This window comes from Aliikangiella litoralis, from assembly GCF_052495765.1.
Genome location: NZ_CP199292.1, coordinates 1,551,311 through 1,568,993, shown reverse-complemented (window position 1 = coordinate 1,568,993; position 17,683 = coordinate 1,551,311). Strand labels below are relative to the sequence as shown.

The following is a 17,683-nucleotide window of genomic DNA, read 5'->3' as shown; positions in this document are numbered from 1 at the left end:
TTATTAATTTAAACAGCAACTTATAGCTTTTATTTAAGATAATTCTAGGAATATTATATTCACTAAATCGATATAATATTCAATTAATAAAATATTCTATAATAAAATCAATCAGATAAAAATTAATAAATGTAGAAAGTACGCTTTATTCGTTTCAGGTTTAAATAATAAAGCTAAGCGTACTTCTCTTAATGGTTTAACAACTGTGAGCAATTGAAATTATTTTGCTGGTTTTTATTGGCTTATTTTTCTGTATTCTCCTGTTGTTTTTTATGAATTTCTTGATGAAGTATTTCAGCTAATTGTTCAAATTTTATAGTTAACTCTTTGCTAATGCTTGAATAAGCGGTTGAGTGATTTTGTTCAAATACATCAATACCTAAGTTTGTTTTTAAGGTGTTGTTTATCAGTTGTTCCATTTGATTGTAGCTGAGTGATAATGAATAGAGTAAGTTTTGTTGGTCATGGTTGAATTGACACTTTAGTAGTGAGCATAGAAAGTGGGCGGTAATGTCCATAACTTGTCTGCTTTCTAATAAAATGCTTTCAATTTCTTTTTGTTTAAAGAGTATTTTTTTATTTTTAACTAACGGGTTCATTAGTAACGCCCTCGGTTGGGTGAACGAACAACGAGGGGTTGTTTTCCGTTTTGCACATCGTCTAAAAATTGATTCAGGCTACTCACTAAATCATATTTGACTAAAGGTGTGTTAAATAACATATCGGTGTTGTATTGGTAGTTGAAGACATCAATATTCATTTCTATCAGTTTTAGATTAAAACGCTTTTCCATTTGAAAGAAGTTGCAAATAAGTGAAAACAATTGGTATTGTTGTTGGGTGTTTTTAAAGAGGGGTAAATAAATACCAATGAGTTCACCGGAAAGACCGTATAAGTTTCTGGCATCGATAAGCAGTTGTTCAATGGATTTTTGTGATTGTTTTTGATTAAAAAAATCATTGGGTGGTAATGGCATCTTTTACATTCCTTTTGTGTTTCTTTTGCTAACAGTTTAAATTGTGATTTTAAAAAACTGGTCATACTGCTTATGAGTTAGCTTATGAAAATAACCATTTCCAAAAACAAGCTTTTCAACTGACCAGAAAACGCCTAAACGCTTTTTTATGCATTCGATATCATTCATTGGGCCCCATTAACCATGCACTGACCCAGCTTCTCAAACTGGGTTATGACGGATTGTTTTAAGCTTGCTTGTGGCTTTTTTAGGCACAACAATGCTTAATTTGAATATCTCAAATATCAAACAATTCGTCTAAAACTGGTTAAAATAGGACTAGATAATGATTTTTTTCTTTAAGAAACAAAAAGTTAAATGCAAGGCATGGAGATTAGTGATAATGAAAACACACCTAAGGTGTTTGAAAAACTGGGCTCGCGCTGCTAGCGACAAAGCTTTATAATAAAGATAAGTCATGGTTACTCCTCTGAGAGTGACTGTGGCCTAGCTCTGGGTGGCAGGTGCGAACTGTTGCCCGGGGCGCTTAAACGGCCAACTAACTTTTAAGTTAATGGTTTTAGTTTACAACGTATGAGTTATTCAAATTTTATTTCTTTGGCACTGTTTTTTAAAAACAGAAAAAACGCAATTCAAATACCCAACTCTTGCAAAAAGACCGACTGAACAACAGTCGATTGCAGGAGAAATACTATCATAAAAACACAATAAAAACCTAAGAAAAAATTGGAAAAAACAACGTTTTTATTTTGGATATTAACGAACGAATTCTTATTCTTTTTTAATCAATTTGATCTGTTAGTAGATAGGTAAAATTGATCTTTATTAAAGAAACAAAAATAGTCATTGCAGAGAAAAAACTAACCTGACAAGTTTGTTAAAGCGTTGAAGTTTAGTTGTAAAAAATCTTAAGCAAAAAACAAGGTAAAATAAAAAAGCAGTAAGTAGAGCAGTTTGTAAGTAATAAGCTTTTTAGAGTACAACTATCAGTGATCTTTAAAATGGAAATAACCTAATGCTAACTTTGATTTTTTTTAGCTATCACCCCAGCTAAATTTGACTCAGCAGTTTTTGTACTAGGATGTGTGTTTCCGAATATTTTTTTAAGGCATTTAATAGCCTTTTCACAATACTTAATTGCTTGCTCATAATCTCCCTTGTTCTGCCATGCTGTTCCGAGATTATTGTGGACTTTAGCCACACTAGGGTGGTCTTGGCCAAAGTTCTTTAAATTACTCGCCAAAGCTAATTGAAAAGACTTAATCGCTTGGTCATATTCTCCCTTGTTCTGCCATGCTAACCCAAGATTATTGTGGCAAGCAGCCACACTAGGATGAACTTCACCAAAAGTCTTTAAATTACTCGCCAAGGCTAATTCAAAATACTTAATCGCTTGGTCATATTCTCCCTTGTTCTGCCATGCTAACCCAAGATTATTGTGGCAAGCAGCCACACTAGGATGAACTTCACCAAAAGTCTTTAAATTACTCGCCAAAGCTAATTCAAAATACTTAATCGCTTGGTCATAACCTCCCTTTTTCTGCCATGCTAACCCAAGAATATTACGAACTCTAGCCACATTGTAATGCTCTTCGCCAAAGCTCTTTAAATCACTCACCAAGGCTAATTGAAAATACTTAATCGCTTGGTCATAACCTCCCTTTTTCTGCCATGCTAACCCAAGATTATTGCGACGAGCAGCCACACTGGGATGGTCTTCACCAAAGGTCTTTAAATCACTAGCCAAGGCTAGTTCATAGAACTCAATCGCTTGGTCATAATCACCTCTATCATACCATGCCGCTCCGAGGTTATTATAGCGAGTAGCGACTTTAGGATGGTCTTCACCAAAGGTTTTTAAATCACTCGCTAAGGCTAGTTCACAATATTTAATTGCTTGGTTATAATCTCCCTTATACTGCCATGCTAACCCGAGATTATTGTAGCAAGTTGCAACATTAGGATGCTCTTCGCCAAAGGTCTTTAAGTGACTCGCCAAGGCTAATTGAAAATACTTAATCGCTTGGTCATACTCTCCCTTGTTCTGCCATGCTAACCCAAGATTATTGCGGTAAATAGCCACTTGTGGATATTCTTCACCAAAGGTCTTTAAACCACTTGCCAAGGCTTGTTCAAAATACTCAATCGCTTGGTCATAATCTCCCTTGTCCTGCCATGCGGTCCCAAGATTATTATGACGAGTAGCTACACTGGGGTGGTCTTTGCCAAAGATTTTTAAATCACTCGCCAAGGCTTGTTCAAAATACTCAATCGCTTGGTCATAAACTCCCTTATCCTGCCATGCTAAACCCAATTGATTATGAATACGCGCAATTGCTTTTACATCATCTGTTTTTAATAAATTTAATGCCTGCTCATTCCAATGAATGCTTTCATCATATTGCGCTATATCACTCGCACGATCTGCCGCCAACTGAAGCATATCAATATTATTTGCACTCAAAACAACTGCTTTTTTAGCTGACTCGTAAGCCTCATAGTATTTAAGCTTTAACCGTTTTATTTTGGCTCTTTCATAATGTCTTAAAGCTAAGCCCTCTTCTAAGGCTTTATCTTGCGCTTGATAATGTTGATCCACCAATTCTTCGGCTTGGTCAATTTTTCCTTCATTAACCAGCTTTTTAATTTCCGCTGAAATGTGTTTATCGCCTAATAGGTTATCTACCCGCTGCTTATAATCTTCAAGCTCTCGTTGCAGCTCTGCAATATCTTTATCTTTGGCTGCTATTTGGGATAAGAAGTTATCAACAATTTTCTGATTTTGTTCGAGTTGATTATCTTTAGATTGGGTTTGCTCTTGCATGAACTCTAGTTGTTTTAAGAGTATGGCGTAATGCTCTTCACTGATTCCATAGTGAACATTACCTTCGGCATTGATAATGGGAGAGTTGTCTCCCGAAGTTGTTTGCTCAGTCTTTTTCTTGAACATGGTAGTTAGCATCTCCCTTTGCATTGATTATTGGTGAGTTTTTACCTTTGGTCTTTTGAATCGTCTTTTTACCGGTAAAAATCACACCAATAATAACCGTTGCTAAAATTCCTAAAATACCTAACCACTCACCTAAACTTAATTGAGACAAACTTTCTAAAATTGAGTCAAACATTTTAACCTCGGCAATTAGCAGATCAGATATTAACCAACGATTAAAACATATTATTTTATTCGGTGCTAAGTGGTCAAAGCAAAATGTGGAAATGTCTCAAAAAGAGATGTTAGTTGATTGCAAAAAATAAAACAAGGCAGCCATTTTTAAGCTTAGTATTAATAATAAGCCGTAACGAAATGATGCGTTTAAAATGGGGGTTATTCCATCTTTTTTTGTTATGTTTTTTCATTATATTTATAAAGAAGCTCTAACAGCTCGCTTGGTTTGATAATATAAAGACTGTATTTATCTCTTATTATATCTGAGTGCTTATATCTCTCTATCTGAGGTCACAAAACATCCTCCATACTTTTGTGCTTCAAAAACGTGTAAACAATCAGGCTTTCGATTATTTAATTTAACATTGCCAGTAATTATATTCTCAATCTCGCGTAACACTTTCCTTTCTTTCTTTGTAAGATTTAACTTAACTGTTTGACGCGATTTAGGTTCTATCTCTTGAATCCAATCTGGCATATTTTGATTTCTAATTTCACTTACAACTGAGTACATAAGCATCACTTTCTTTTTATTCTTGTGCAAAATCTCGCGAGCTTCAATAGAAGCCTTCTCTTCTTGATCTCCACCACCGTCAAATGCACAAGAATCAAAAAATACAAAATTATCGTAAGGATTAAATTCCATTCTACTATCTTTTTATTTGTTTAATTGCCATATAACGAGTATTATTGTGAATAGCTTTTTCTGAAAGAAGTTACATCTAACCTTGTGATGATTTCATTATAAAGTCCTGCCCCTTGTTCGAGCTACTTACAGATAAAAACGGACATACCAATTTTAAAACATTTAGATATAAAATTGGATATTCAACAAGACTTCAATTAACAGCGTCTTCTTTATAAGGCTTTAAGCAAGTATCAGGTACTTCTGTTTTTGCTTCAAGAATCTCATGAATGACTATTTCTCTATTATACATATCCAAATGCCCATATTTTCCTTCTTCACTAAGTTCACCTTTAATTCGCATAAATATATAATTCTGCTCATTTTTCAACTGAGTATATTTGAATCTCAAATCATAACGAATTAATTCATCAAAACCTTCAGCCCAATATGATTCGTTTCCATTACATGGTGTAAAATGAAGAGATTCAAACCTATGTGAATACGCACCACTATATTCTTTATATTTTTCTACAGGCTCATTCATTTGGATAAACCCCACAGATAAAAATATCACTAATAAAGTAGCGGTAAGGAAGTAAAGACCAAATTGTATTTTAGATAAAGTTATGTTCTTCCCTCTAACTGTTAGTTAAAAATATGTTTATTCATACCATCAGAATTACTCATTCCTAATTTCTAGTCAACACCAAAAGCTTTTAAAAAAGAATTTAACGCAAAGTTGACTTCATGTGTAATTTAGCGCTAAACCTCATCGCATTGTTAAATAATTTCTTGAACATAATAATCTTGCTTATGACCTCTATCCTCATATTTTTTTCTCAAATACTCGGCTACTCTTTTATCGTGAAATCTATTAATTTCAACTTCATTATTGTTATCATCAAGCCTGCTCAAGATGTATTTAGGGCTATCCATATATTCACCTAACTCAAGTAACTGAGATTCATCTATTCCAAAAGTTTTAGTTACTTTTCTCAGCAGTTCTACAGGGCTCCTTTCACTACTGTGCATATAAGCACAAACGGAAAAATCCTCTTTTATACTTCTATTATTAAATCCTTTCAACAAAACTTGATGATTATCGAATGAGATAAAAGCATAGCAAACGCTTCCCAAGCCATCCTCAATGAGCTCTTCGAACTCAACACCAATCATAGCTTCAATTTCTGACACACTAAAAGGTAACTGACATAAAAAATGAGGGCTAGCCATTTCTGATTTCAGCCAAATTTCATTTGAAATGATTTCAAATTTCATTAATTATTTTACTCCCAATTGGGGTACAGTTTTTTGTGTCATTTTTCCAATGCCTTGTTAGAGTTCTTTCCACTCAACGTTAATGTCGCTTGCTATGACAGAAAATATCCTTCCACCTACCCATTCAATTTGATGTTGAAACAAGTTTTTGGATGTTTTCAACTCTTCTGAGCTATCATAATAGAGAAATTGGTCTTACCTCCATGTCCATGAATTTTCAACAACCCAGTCGAAAGTCGGAATATCGATTTTATACACTCCAATATAAGATATACGGATCTCTATAGGTTTTGCAATATAGTCACTTTTTTCAAGCACTAAACCTAATTTTGCATTACTTTTTCCAATGTTGGCTAGGTTAATTGAGCTGGGGTGACTGTAGTATGGCGCTATAGTGTTGCTGCCTCCGTGCCATCTATCATCTTCCAAAAGACTGAGAACGCTTGAAGGAAACCTACTTCGATTTTCTTCTATATATTCTTTGTACTTCTGGAAAAGCTCATTTGGGTTTATGTCTTCTCGATCCAGTTGAGCACTTAATTTAAATGTCATGTCGTCACTCTAACACTTAGTTAATTTTGCGTATAGTTTAATGCTAAATTCCAGCGTATTGTTAGGTTTTACTTTTTTCATTTTTTGGCTTAATTGTAAGTATTTGACCTATACCAGCTGCTAAAAAGAGAATAATAAGAAACCAAAATAGTATCGGGTCATTTTCTGATGTAATTAGCTCTTCCCTATATCTCCAAGGAATAGCACCAAAGTATATACAGACAGCAGTAAATATTAGCAGAGGAATTGATGTAATTATCTTCATCTTATTGCTTCGTCTTGGAAACAAAAAGGTCTCATCGTCCGGATGATTATCAGCGTACCAAATAGCTTCCTTTTCTCTTCTGGCGGAAAGCGCTTTCAAGACATCTTGGTATCTTTCTGGATATTTATCTTTGTCAATATGTTCGCAAATGTCTTCTAACTCTCTAACAGTGCATAACTCGTAGTTGGGCTTCAAGTAATATTCCTCATACCTAACGCCTTTGTCAGTTGCGTTTTGGTTGTAGTGTAGTTTTGGGGTATGGTGGCACAGCCACCCCAAAACGGAGCGAAGACCAAAACGTCAACTGGACAAAATTGTTAGGCATGAATTGACAACCTGTCTTGCAGTTCCGAGGATTTAAATGCCATAAGTTCTTGCTTAGTAATAAGACAAACCGCATCCTTACCTTTTCTTGCCTCTGGCTCATCGTTGAGCTTTTGAAGAAGCCGAGTATACTTATTTTCATCGTATGCTTCCGGTTCGATTACAATAAGTAGCATTGTATTGGGCATCCTATTGGTAATTTGAGAATAAACACTTTTTGCATATATATTCTTCAGAAATGCCTCACGCAACCAACCAAAGTTAAAGCCTTTTCTAATATATTTCACCTCGATGATGTAATCTTTGGTTAAAACACTTTTCCCAATCAGCAGAATGTCTAATTCGACGTTAGAAATCATTTTGTTATGATTGACTTTATATTTACCTTGATAAGTATCTTTCAGTTTTGTATAGACTAATTCTTCGATTTTTGAATACTGTCCTCGAAACGAATTCACCAGATACGCTTCAGCGTTCGAACTTTCAGCAACTTTTAACTCTTCGTATTCAGCGGTTTCTTTTTCTTCAATTTCATCGCTTGTCGCGTCGCGCAGAGACTGCTTTTTAAGTTCTACATCTAACCTTGTTTGCTCATCTAAATGAATTTGGTTTCTATGCCAGTTTTTGAGCCCAAGAAAAATCAAGATAAGTCCTACGACTGCTCCTATAGTAGAGAACCAAGGGATAAATTGAATGATGAATGAAACTGTATCTTGCCTCTTCTTTATCACTGACTGAGCAACTTCAGAAAGTACCTTTATTTCAGATTCAGGCCTAAACAGATCAAACGGTTCTTTAAGAAACAACCAAGGCGCAACTATTGAAAGCGTAATCAACACTACACCTAAGGAAACCGTAAATTTATATAGATCCCCAAATTCAAATTTCATTATCGACCCCTCGGGTGCCTAACAGCATATTCTATGCAGTAAATCTCATTAATATTCAAACGGCCGTTTAACTGCATTTCAATTTTTTAATCATCACCAAATACTTACTTAACTGTACAGCTATGTCAACTCCGTATTTAATAAGATTAACTGCTATTAAATACAAGCGCACTTTTTATTCCTATTAAAAATAGAGTTAACGTAAAACAACTAAGGAAAACACTGTTTCACACTAATTCATAAAAGTTAAAGATGTCCTCGTTTAGTAGTTTAAAATAGAGACGTCTATTTATTCCTCTCCATTTTTCTAAGCTGCCTGTGCGGCAGTAAACCGTTGCAAGATAAATAGTTTCTGTTGCTTCATTTTCTAAGCTGCCTGTGCGGCCAAAACCAATTACAGACAGTCACTTTACAGTCAACCACCTACACACTCAACGGTTAATTGCTGCATGGCTTTTCCTATATTGCTGATTCAATAACACCTTACGATTTGTAACAATAGCCCTCCTTTCAATTTATCAAGGATGATAAATGGCTATTCCCAGAAGAGAATAAATTGACTCCGAAAATCCCGGTTATAGAAAAAGTGACTGTCTGTAATTATGGTCTTTTTTCATTGCCTTGTTAACTCTTTTCCAATATGAACATTACTAAAACAATAGGTAACCCAACAACAGGTAGCGGCAATAAAAAAGACACTATAATAGCGTTCACCCATTCTGTGATGCTGTACCCTAGTTTCCAATGCGGCATTATTGTTAGTTCGGAATGAAGGTTTCGAAAGCCATATAGTAGTCCCAAGATGAAAAATGATTGAGCTAAAGCGCCAGCCATTAATATTTGAGCAATTGTTACAATGGAACTGGGGCCACTCGCAAGTACTGAGGTTGCGATTAGACCTGACAGAGAAAAAAGAAAAACAATCCAAATCGATTTGCGATATTTCTCATATTTCTTCGCTAGTTTATTCAAAAGCTTGGGTAGCATGAGTTTTCTCGTAGAGTTAACGCCAAGCTAATTTTGCGTGTGTTTTTGCGTTAAATTTCAGCGCTTTGTTACGTGTCGAGTTTATTAGATACATAATCAGCTATTTCTTTGGTGTTCTTCTTGAAGGCCGACTCTAGGTCAACATCACATTTGTTTGCTAAAACAATTATTGACCACAAACAGTCAGAAAGCTCGTGAGCAAGCTTAGCTTTATGGTCATCGATTTTTCTCACGCCTGTGTTTGCTTGAATGAGTTTCGCCAAGTCGCCTACATCCCCTACGAAACCAAGTGCAAGTTCTTGCGTATTCCACTTTCGCCCAAATTCCTGAACTTCCCATTTTTCATATAGCTCATTAAGTTGAATAGCTAATTTTTCTAGCTCACTAAATTCCATAATTTCCTACACGCTACAGCATATTCTATGCAGTAAATCTCATTAATATTCAAACGACAGTTTAACTGCATTTCAATTTTTTAATCATTATAAAATACTTACCTAACTTTACTGTTATGTCAACTCTTGGATTTAATAAGATTGACTGCAATTAAATGCAAGTGTACTTTTTATTCCTATTAAAAATGAGTTAACGTAAAACAACTAAGGAAAACACTGTTTCACACTAATTCATAAAAGTTAAAGATGTCCTCGTTTAGTAGTTTAAAATAAAGATGTCTATTTATTCCTCTCCATTTTTCTAAGCTGCCTGTGCGGCAGTAAACCGATTTTGAAAAACTGATCATCGTGCGAATCATTTCTAAGCTGCCTGTGCGGCAGTAAACGTGAACGGCTTCCTTTGTAGTCTCTCGACGCTTTTCTAAGCTGCCTGTGCGGCAGTAAACTTTTTTCTTATATTCCGCCTTACTATACACATTTTCTAAGCTGCCTGTGCGGCAGTAAACATAAAAGTCAAGCGCCGAGATTAGCTGTTCATTTCTAAGCTGCCTGTGCGGCAGTAAACGCTCCATTTCTAAAACCGTGACACTTTCATCATTTCTAAGCTGCCTGTGCGGCAGTAAACAACACTGTCTTCAGCAGCAACCCCGGCGCTCGTTTCTAAGCTGCCTGTGCGGCAGTAAACATATTACCATGATTTAATATTCCCATCTTCAATTTCTAAGCTGCCTGTGCGGCAGTAAACCACATCGAAAGATATGCGCTATTTTTTGTGTTTTTCTAAGCTGCCTGTGCGGCAGTAAACTTACTCTCATTGTTGTAGTTCTTGATTCCCCATTTCTAAGCTGCCTGTGCGGCAGTAAACAAAAAGGTCGTAAAATATTTGCATACATCGAATTTCTAAGCTGCCTGTGCGGCAGTAAACTTAATTAGTAAAGGTGACACATGTATCCAAAATTTCTAAGCTGCCTGTGCGGCAGTAAACTACAGTATAATCGCAAAAAAATAAGTAACAACAAATACTTAACTTATTTTTAACCAAAATACCAAAGTTTTTAAGTCATATTGTAACTTACTGATTAATAAACGAATTTTTAAAGAACAAAAATAAAAGGTAAAAATATGATTAAAGTAGAGAAGACTTTTCACCAGAGTAGATGAAGAGAGCTGCGGTTACATGAAGTGAGAACCAACTCTCATAATAATAAAGCCAACCCGCTAAAATAATACACTAAATTCACACTAAGGATAGAGTAATTACAAAATGAAATATGAAATAATCAATGGTGTTATCGTTAAGCAACATCATTCAGAAAAAAACCACTTGGATCGAGCTCTTGATGAATACACCATTCAAGCAGAACGTTATTTTGAAGCCCGAAACAAATTAGAAAGAGCTCCTGAAGATCTTAGAGAACAAAGAAAAAAGGAACTTAAAGAAATAAAAAAATGCTAGACCATCAACGCATGCATGCATTTAGCATGGCCGATGCCCAAGCTCAACTTGATACATATAGAAAAAATGTAAGAAATGCCAACTCAAAAACTTTACTCCAAGAAGAACATCACCCGACAGAAATACTAGAGTTGTATATGAGAGTTGCGGGAAAGCCAAAACCTGATTGTTATTGTACGGCTCATCATATTGTACCAGGTAAAGGTAAGCTTAAAATAAACTACCTAACACGTGTTCACTTGCATATAAATGCTATTGGAATTAATGATCCTGACAATGGCGTTTATTTACCAAAACGAAAGGCTGACACACCACATTGGAATATGCCAAATTCTAAAGGACACAAAGAATACCATACCCACGGATATGAATTATTTGTCAATCAGAGAGTAACAGCTAAAAATACTGAACAAGGAATAAGACAAACGCTACAAATGATTGGTAAAATGCTACAAGAAAACAATTTACCTAAACAAGCGAGAAAAATGTAATGGATATATATGCAATCAGAAATGATGGATTTAAATATCAAGAGCTCGACTTATTGATAACTGACATTTTTGACTATTTTCCAGAAAGTTTCACTGAGCGAGACATTGTATATTTCAGTTTAAACAACACCTCATTATCTGACTTCTGGCAGTTCAAAAAGACAGGCTGGAGTAAAATTGAGGGAGAAGAAAACCTTATTCCTGATATTACAAAATGGGTTAATGCCACATTAGTATTATCACCCAAAGCTCATCGTTATTTAGGTGATATGATGTCTCCTTTTGGAGAGTTTTTACCCATTCAAATTGAAGATGAAGAAGATCCTCATTACATATTTAACTGCCTAACAACAGCAAAAGTTGATGAATCAAAAAGTAATTCTGAAGAAAACAAAATGATTTTCTTAGAAAAAAGCGTCGGTGACAAACTGTTTTTCAAATCTCCTTATCAATCTTGCCAAGATATTTTTTGTACAGGAAGGATTAAAGAGCAAATTGAATCAACAGGGCTTACCGGTATTATTTTCGATGACAAACTTTATTCTATATATGAATCATAGAAAATATAGTGTTCTAGAAGTTGAAAGCTTTATTAGATATCTACGCGACTTGTTTTTATAATACTTTTCACTCTAACAAATGAAAGGTTGTTGAAAAGCCTTATATCATTTAAGAATTCATTTTATTTTCTATAACTAACAAAAATCTAACGCTAACAAACCAAAAAGCAAAAACATCACTTTTTGGTTTGTATTAAAAAGATTAATAGTTATTTCTCAGGCACTGCTAACAAATGTACTGAAATATCAGAAGAGTTAGTTTTGCTATAACCATAAATATCAATATACCAAACACCTGACTGAGGCAAATCGATTTCACAAACTTCTTCATTACCATTTAAATAAGGACGGCAGTCATAAGCGGTAAAAGTAGACTGTGAGCCATGCCTTAAATACAAGTCGGCATCACCACTACCACCCGACATAGTAACCGTTAACGTTGAATAACCAGGTACTAAAGTTTCAGTCAAATGAATCCACTGATCATAATCTACCGAAGGTATTATTTCTGTACGATCGATCGGCTCAGCATCGCCAATAGGTGGAGTAAAACTTCCCAAAAGAGAAACACCCGAGTAAGCCCTATATGCATTGAGTAAAACATAATACGTACCATTAGTGTCCATTCCTTCACAAGACTCATTGTTACCTTGAGCATAAGGACGACAATCATAATCAGATTGAGTTGGTGCACTTCCAAACTTAACGTACATGTCGGCATCGCCAGTACCACCGCTCATTGCGATGCGAATGTCTGTTGCGCCAGTAGGTACTTCAAAAGTATATAATGTATTAGCACCTTTTTCTGCACCGAGGTTATTTTTAGCCACACCATTTTGTAAAACTAAGTCTTGGTTAGTGTCGCTTGTGTAGCGTCCGACTAAACTCACATTACTAATAGCATTCCAGGCTTCTACCATTACATAATAAGTCCCTGCTTTTGGCGTTAGCTCACAAGATTCATCACTTGTGCTAGTCGTACTTTTACAATCAAATGTATCTAAAGTTGGTTTAACCCCAAAGCTCACATAAAGATCAGCATCACCTGTACCACCACTTGTTTCAAAAGATAGCGTCTTAGCTTCAGCTGGTACTTCTAAGGTGTAAATGATTTGCTCTTTAGAGACACCAGAAACCAGTTGTGCGACACCATTTTCAAGTTGTTTCGGATCGGGCGTGGGTCCACCAACGCCATCATTATAAACTTGACTCCATGCACACTGCTTAGGTTGTCCTTCTTTTTTTAACCAGAAACGATCACAGTTTCCATCGTAACTATCATTACCAGTATGTACTACGTAACCAGAAAGCGCGACGCCATCAAGATGAAAATATTGACCCTCTTTTTTTAATGAAAAATGAACATGGGGTCCAGATGAACTGCCACCTTCACATAGAGCTTGGCTTTTTTGATTCGCATAATGAGCAAGTGGCTGATTCATATCGACCATATCACCAGTTTGAACCGTAATATCATCTAAATGATAATAGTTTGTTGACCAACCATCGGCATGTACAATTTCGAGGTTACAAGACGAATGCACAACTGCACGTCCGGCGGCAGAAGCAACAATCCATAAATGATCTAAATTGCTTCCCCAAGATCCACCATCATTAAAATCAAGTGACGACTGCGGATAAGATCCACTACCAGTCCAAGTGTGGCTTCCACCATTAGACCAGGCTTCTCCAACGGGAAAAGGTAATTGTAAAAAGTTGGAAGGAGGTATAGCAAAATTATTTGATGTAACACTCGGAGCTGATGTTAACGGTTCATTGTTATTTTGTGGAAATAGTCGATTATAGACTTTTGCAAAATCGTTAAATGCTGTATCCGCAGCTAATTGGCTATTACTAGAATTCTCTCCAGAAATTAAAACTGAGCCAATTGCATTACGAGCATAGTTGTCATCAGTTGATAGACTATTTGCCGTTGCTTCAGAAAATACATTACCATTATAAAAAGCATCTGTCAGTCGGTTAGAAATATCTTCTAACTGTTTATTAAAACCAGACGAATTCGAAAGTTCGCCAAAGGCTGATACTGCTTGCTGGCCTGAAGTTTTGCCACTTGAAATTAAGCCAGTTTTATATTCGATTAATGCTAAATAAATTTTTGGACTAATGGTTGAGGTGCCAGCATAATGTGAAATAGCTTCCGCATGAGTTAGTAAATGTGGCGCATGCATCGCTAAATAGTCTTCGACATTAAATTGAAACATCTCTTCTGGGCTATAGATAATTTTATCTTTAGTGATTAGCAGAGAATCATTAAAGTTGCTTGATTGAGAAATATTTTTTATTTTTATTATTTCTCCTTCAGTAAAACTATGTACTGAGAAGGACAGTGCTGCTAACAACGTCAGTCCAACTCGTAAACGTTTAACGTTTTTTGAAACGCTTGTATTTTGTTGTTCTTTTATCATCTTTATACCTTTTTAAATTATTATAAAAAAGACAACAAAAATTAGTAAACACACAAGAACAATTTTTGTTGTCAATTAAAAAACTTTATTTTTTAGGAATTGCCGATAAGCTTAGGCTAACATCTGAAGAGCCTGTTTTACTGTAGCCAAACAAGTCAATATACCAAGTTCCGGCATCAGGCAAATCAATGGTACAAGTCTCTTCATTACCATCTTTATAAGGTCTACAGTCATAAGCAGTCGGAGTTGATTCAGCGCCATGTCTCAAATAAAGATCGACATCCCCCGTTCCGCCAGACATAGTTACAGTCAATGTTTGATAACCGGGCACTAAAGTTTCAGTAAAATGACTCCATTGTCCATAACCTAATGTTGTAATATTTTCGGTCCACTCAATAGGCTCAGCGTCACCCACTGGTGGTACAAAACTTCCAAGTAACGAAACACCGGAATAATCAGTGTAGGCTTTGATTAAGACATAGTAAGTTCCATCCGTTTCTTCCCCCTCACAACTTTCGTTATTTCCTTGTGCATAAGGTCGACAATCGTAATCATTCTCTGTTGGTGCTGAACCAAATTTAACATACATATCGGCATCACCAGTGCCTCCACTCATATCAATTTTTATATTTTGAGCATCAGCAGGTACTTCAAAAGTATAAAGTTTTTGATTATTTTGAGTATCACCAATTCCTTTTTTGGCCACACCATTTTCAAGAATATATTCATCAGGATCTGTAATATCATACTGACCAACTAAACTGACACCACTAATGGCATTCCAAGCTTCAACCATGATATGAAAAGTACCGACTTGGGTTGGTAACTCACAAGTTTCAGTGCTTGTACTCGTTGTACTTTTACAATCAAATGATTCTAAAGTTGGCTGAGATCCAAACTTCACATAAAGATCGGCATCACCAGTTCCACCATTGGTATTAAATCTTAAGTTTGTCGCTCCTGCGGGTACATTCATTGTGAAAAACAGTTGTTCTTTAGATGAGCCTGATAAACCTGTTTTAGGCACACCATTTTCTAGCTGATTAGCAGGAATAGGATCATCATTAGATATCATTAAGAAAATTGCCGAAGTCGCTCCCCAAGTTCCAGACGCATCTTTCGAACGCACATAAATAATATGTTTACCTAGTGGTAAACCTGTTGTATCAATTTGTGCTGTAACAGTTTCAGTTTTGCTATTATAACTACCATCCTGAGGAGTCATTGCAATTGCTGTTGCATTATTTTCCCAAGGGGCTACGTTAATATAGTATTCGGCAGCAGTAATATTTTGAGTTGACTCTGTACCACGTCTATTACTAAATCGAATGTCTGTAACACTTGCTGATAGCGTGCCCATTTCACCTGCTTTAATATATCCCATATTACCTTGCCCATTAATAGTAATACTTTGACTATCAGGACCACTTGGCAATACATAAGGTGCACGAACAACTTTTGCAGCATAAATGAGTGCAGGCAATACATCGGGTAAAATATCATTCTCAAAAACAGAACAACTTTGGAAAAAGCTGGTTCCTAATTCAAATGTATAGGCAGGAACACCTAACTCGCCATAACTGACGTTATCGCTAGTACCATCAGTCGGATAAAGTCCAATCGCTTGTTTAGGATCATACCCATTAAAATAAGCAAACTTACGACCTAAGGTTTGTAAACCAGAAGCGTTTGGTGCGGTATTACTTGTATGTCCCCAAGGCCATAAAATCAATTCTCCATAACTATGTATATCAATATGTATACCTTGAGTATCTAACGGAGCAGCATCGTTTTGACTTGGTCCACGCTTATCAGGAAAAAGTGAGCGAACATAATTCTGTAAAGCATTCACTTCTGGTTCTGAAGCCGCAGAAGCACCACGATAGGTTTCGCTACATTGATCCCCACTTGAACCATTGCCATAATTCCAGAAAAAGGTAAAGTTTCGATTCAGATCAGCACCACGAGAGTTTGACGTTGAACCACAATAATTGCGATTGGTATTTTTACGCCAAGATAAACCACCTTCTGCTTTTTTTCGTCCATCAGGATTAGTTTGCAATAACAAATGTATTTCATGATGGTCAACCAGCCAGGTTGCATCAGGGTTATTGTTATAACCTTCAATTAACCATTTAGCAAAAGTTAAGTTTAATGGGGCCGTTGCATACTCTCTGGCGTGAATAGCACTATTAACAAATAGTTTAGGTTTGTTACCGCTAATACTTTTGTTGGTGATTTTTAGCACCTGAAGGTCATAGCCTCCATAGTTATTTTTCTTTTCCCAAGAATCACCAATATCAATCCACTCCGCGATATTTGAATTAGAGTTAGCCAACGATTGTGCCGCAGAAAATGTCTCTTCTACTGTTTCGTAACAACTATAATTTGGAATAGATTGTGTACCAGCGCTGTTTAGCCAGACACTATTACCACTGAGCACTTCTTGCTGAATTGACTTTAAACGATTGTTTCGTTGTTTAATATACTCGTCAGCTTTTTTAATTGAAAAATCAAATTGCTTTAATTTTTTAATATCATCTTCCGAAAGCTCCATAACCAAGTAGCCTTCAGATTTGTTACTTTCTAAAAGTTGTCCATGAAAGCTGATAATGGCTTTATCAGCAACCTCTTCATTAGGAAAATAAACTCGATATATATTTTCTGTACTAATTTCTTGTGATAACTCATGCGAAAGTTGTATTGAAGCGGCTTGAGATTGAGTTGATATATTCTGTTCACTAGCCTGAATCATTGTTGTTGAAGAAACTGTCATTAAGGCAGCCATCAACATTTTGCTTTTTAAAAAAGCTTTACTTGCCTTTTTCATTGTATTTGTCTCCTACAAAGTAAAGTCCGGAAATATTTGAATTTTTATTAATGTTATTAGTTATCCATTTACAAAAAATAAAACTTTTTTTAATGCGTTTTACAAAACATATTTATCCATGTTTTTTCAATCTAGTTAAAATACGCTAGCCTTCCTACTACAACTAGGTTTCAATCTCTTGTTCTTGTAATAGAAATGCTTTTCCATATTAGTTTTATTTTTTATTAATAACGCCTTTTTTTGTAAAAATATTGAAAAACTCGCTTATGCTAGACATGCTAATACGCTGCTTAAACCTCCCCACTACAATCAATGTCATCGTGCTAATTAAGTATTCTCAAAACAAGCTTTTACCAGGTCAAATCAGGTAACATTAAAAGCAATGTCACTCCTAACAGACATTAATCAATTAATCTTGTACAAGACTAATCTGATGTTATTGGAAAAAAACTTACGTCA

General features: G+C 35.6%; 17 protein-coding genes and 1 CRISPR repeat array. Of the genes, 3 read left to right on the top strand and 14 right to left on the bottom strand.

The window, feature by feature from the left end:
• Window positions 1-242 precede the first annotated feature (242 nt).
• From ACT5E3_RS06550 to ACT5E3_RS06495, 12 genes are all read right to left on the bottom strand, one after another.
• A complete protein-coding gene (locus ACT5E3_RS06550; RefSeq protein ID WP_444997504.1) occupies window positions 243-599 on the bottom strand; it encodes a hypothetical protein in 357 nt (118 codons plus the stop codon).
• Complete coding sequence (locus tag ACT5E3_RS06545; RefSeq protein ID WP_444997503.1) at window positions 599-976, bottom strand: hypothetical protein; 378 nt, start codon at window positions 974-976, stop codon at window positions 599-601. Before ACT5E3_RS06545 ends, ACT5E3_RS06550 begins: the two co-directional genes overlap by 1 nt.
• Window positions 977-1,994: 1,018 nt before the next feature.
• Window positions 1,995-3,926, bottom strand: a complete 1,932-nt coding sequence (locus ACT5E3_RS06540) for a DUF2225 domain-containing protein (protein ID WP_444997502.1) — start codon at window positions 3,924-3,926, stop codon at window positions 1,995-1,997.
• Window positions 3,907-4,101, bottom strand: a complete 195-nt coding sequence (locus ACT5E3_RS06535) for a hypothetical protein (protein ID WP_444997501.1) — start codon at window positions 4,099-4,101, stop codon at window positions 3,907-3,909. Before ACT5E3_RS06535 ends, ACT5E3_RS06540 begins: the two co-directional genes overlap by 20 nt.
• 312 nt (window positions 4,102-4,413) lie before the next feature.
• Window positions 4,414-4,788, bottom strand: coding sequence for a type II toxin-antitoxin system VapC family toxin (locus ACT5E3_RS06530; protein ID WP_444997500.1), 375 nt, complete (start codon window positions 4,786-4,788; stop codon window positions 4,414-4,416).
• Between the two features lie 193 nt (window positions 4,789-4,981).
• Window positions 4,982-5,314, bottom strand: a complete 333-nt coding sequence (locus ACT5E3_RS06525) for a hypothetical protein (RefSeq protein ID WP_444997499.1) — start codon at window positions 5,312-5,314, stop codon at window positions 4,982-4,984.
• A gap of 236 nt (window positions 5,315-5,550) precedes the next feature.
• Entirely contained in the window at window positions 5,551-6,048 is a 498-nt protein-coding gene (locus ACT5E3_RS06520) for a hypothetical protein (protein WP_444997498.1), read from the bottom strand.
• Window positions 6,049-6,243: 195 nt separating this feature from the next.
• A complete protein-coding gene (locus ACT5E3_RS06515; protein ID WP_444997497.1) occupies window positions 6,244-6,600 on the bottom strand; it encodes a hypothetical protein in 357 nt (118 codons plus the stop codon).
• A gap of 61 nt (window positions 6,601-6,661) precedes the next feature.
• Entirely contained in the window at window positions 6,662-7,060 is a 399-nt protein-coding gene (locus ACT5E3_RS06510; RefSeq protein ID WP_444997496.1) for a hypothetical protein, read from the bottom strand.
• Window positions 7,061-7,182: 122 nt separating this feature from the next.
• Entirely contained in the window at window positions 7,183-8,079 is an 897-nt protein-coding gene (locus tag ACT5E3_RS06505) for a hypothetical protein (RefSeq protein ID WP_444997495.1), read from the bottom strand.
• Window positions 8,080-8,703: 624 nt separating this feature from the next.
• The gene (locus tag ACT5E3_RS06500; protein WP_444997494.1) at window positions 8,704-9,066 is read right to left on the bottom strand and encodes a hypothetical protein; all 363 of its coding nucleotides are present in this window, start codon (window positions 9,064-9,066) and stop codon (window positions 8,704-8,706) included.
• 68 nt (window positions 9,067-9,134) lie between these two features.
• Window positions 9,135-9,461: a hypothetical protein gene (locus ACT5E3_RS06495; RefSeq protein WP_444997493.1), complete on the bottom strand. Its 327-nt coding sequence runs from the start codon at window positions 9,459-9,461 to the stop codon at window positions 9,135-9,137.
• Between the two features lie 298 nt (window positions 9,462-9,759).
• A CRISPR array of direct repeats spans window positions 9,760-10,446; the repeat unit is 28 nt; unit sequence TTTCTAAGCTGCCTGTGCGGCAGTAAAC.
• A 279-nt stretch (window positions 10,447-10,725) separates the two neighbouring features.
• On the opposite strand from ACT5E3_RS06495, the gene ACT5E3_RS06490 reads away from it, so the two are divergent.
• Genes ACT5E3_RS06490 through ACT5E3_RS06480 form a run of 3 tightly spaced genes read left to right on the top strand, consistent with a single transcriptional unit; the run spans window position 10,726 to window position 11,968 of the window.
• Complete coding sequence (locus ACT5E3_RS06490) at window positions 10,726-10,917, top strand: hypothetical protein (protein WP_444997492.1); 192 nt, start codon at window positions 10,726-10,728, stop codon at window positions 10,915-10,917.
• A complete protein-coding gene (locus ACT5E3_RS06485; RefSeq protein WP_444997491.1) occupies window positions 10,911-11,408 on the top strand; it encodes an AHH domain-containing protein in 498 nt (165 codons plus the stop codon). Before ACT5E3_RS06490 ends, ACT5E3_RS06485 begins: the two co-directional genes overlap by 7 nt.
• Complete coding sequence (locus ACT5E3_RS06480) at window positions 11,408-11,968, top strand: hypothetical protein (protein ID WP_444997490.1); 561 nt, start codon at window positions 11,408-11,410, stop codon at window positions 11,966-11,968. Before ACT5E3_RS06485 ends, ACT5E3_RS06480 begins: the two co-directional genes overlap by 1 nt.
• Before the next feature lie 209 nt (window positions 11,969-12,177).
• Here the strand turns inward: ACT5E3_RS06480 and ACT5E3_RS06475 are convergent, their stop codons facing one another.
• Both ACT5E3_RS06475 and ACT5E3_RS06470 read right to left on the bottom strand, forming a co-directional pair.
• The gene (locus tag ACT5E3_RS06475) at window positions 12,178-14,394 is read right to left on the bottom strand and encodes a pre-peptidase C-terminal domain-containing protein (RefSeq protein WP_444997489.1); all 2,217 of its coding nucleotides are present in this window, start codon (window positions 14,392-14,394) and stop codon (window positions 12,178-12,180) included.
• 85 nt (window positions 14,395-14,479) lie between these two features.
• A complete protein-coding gene (locus ACT5E3_RS06470) occupies window positions 14,480-17,224 on the bottom strand; it encodes a M14 family zinc carboxypeptidase (RefSeq protein WP_444997488.1) in 2,745 nt (914 codons plus the stop codon).
• Window positions 17,225-17,683 lie beyond the last annotated feature (459 nt).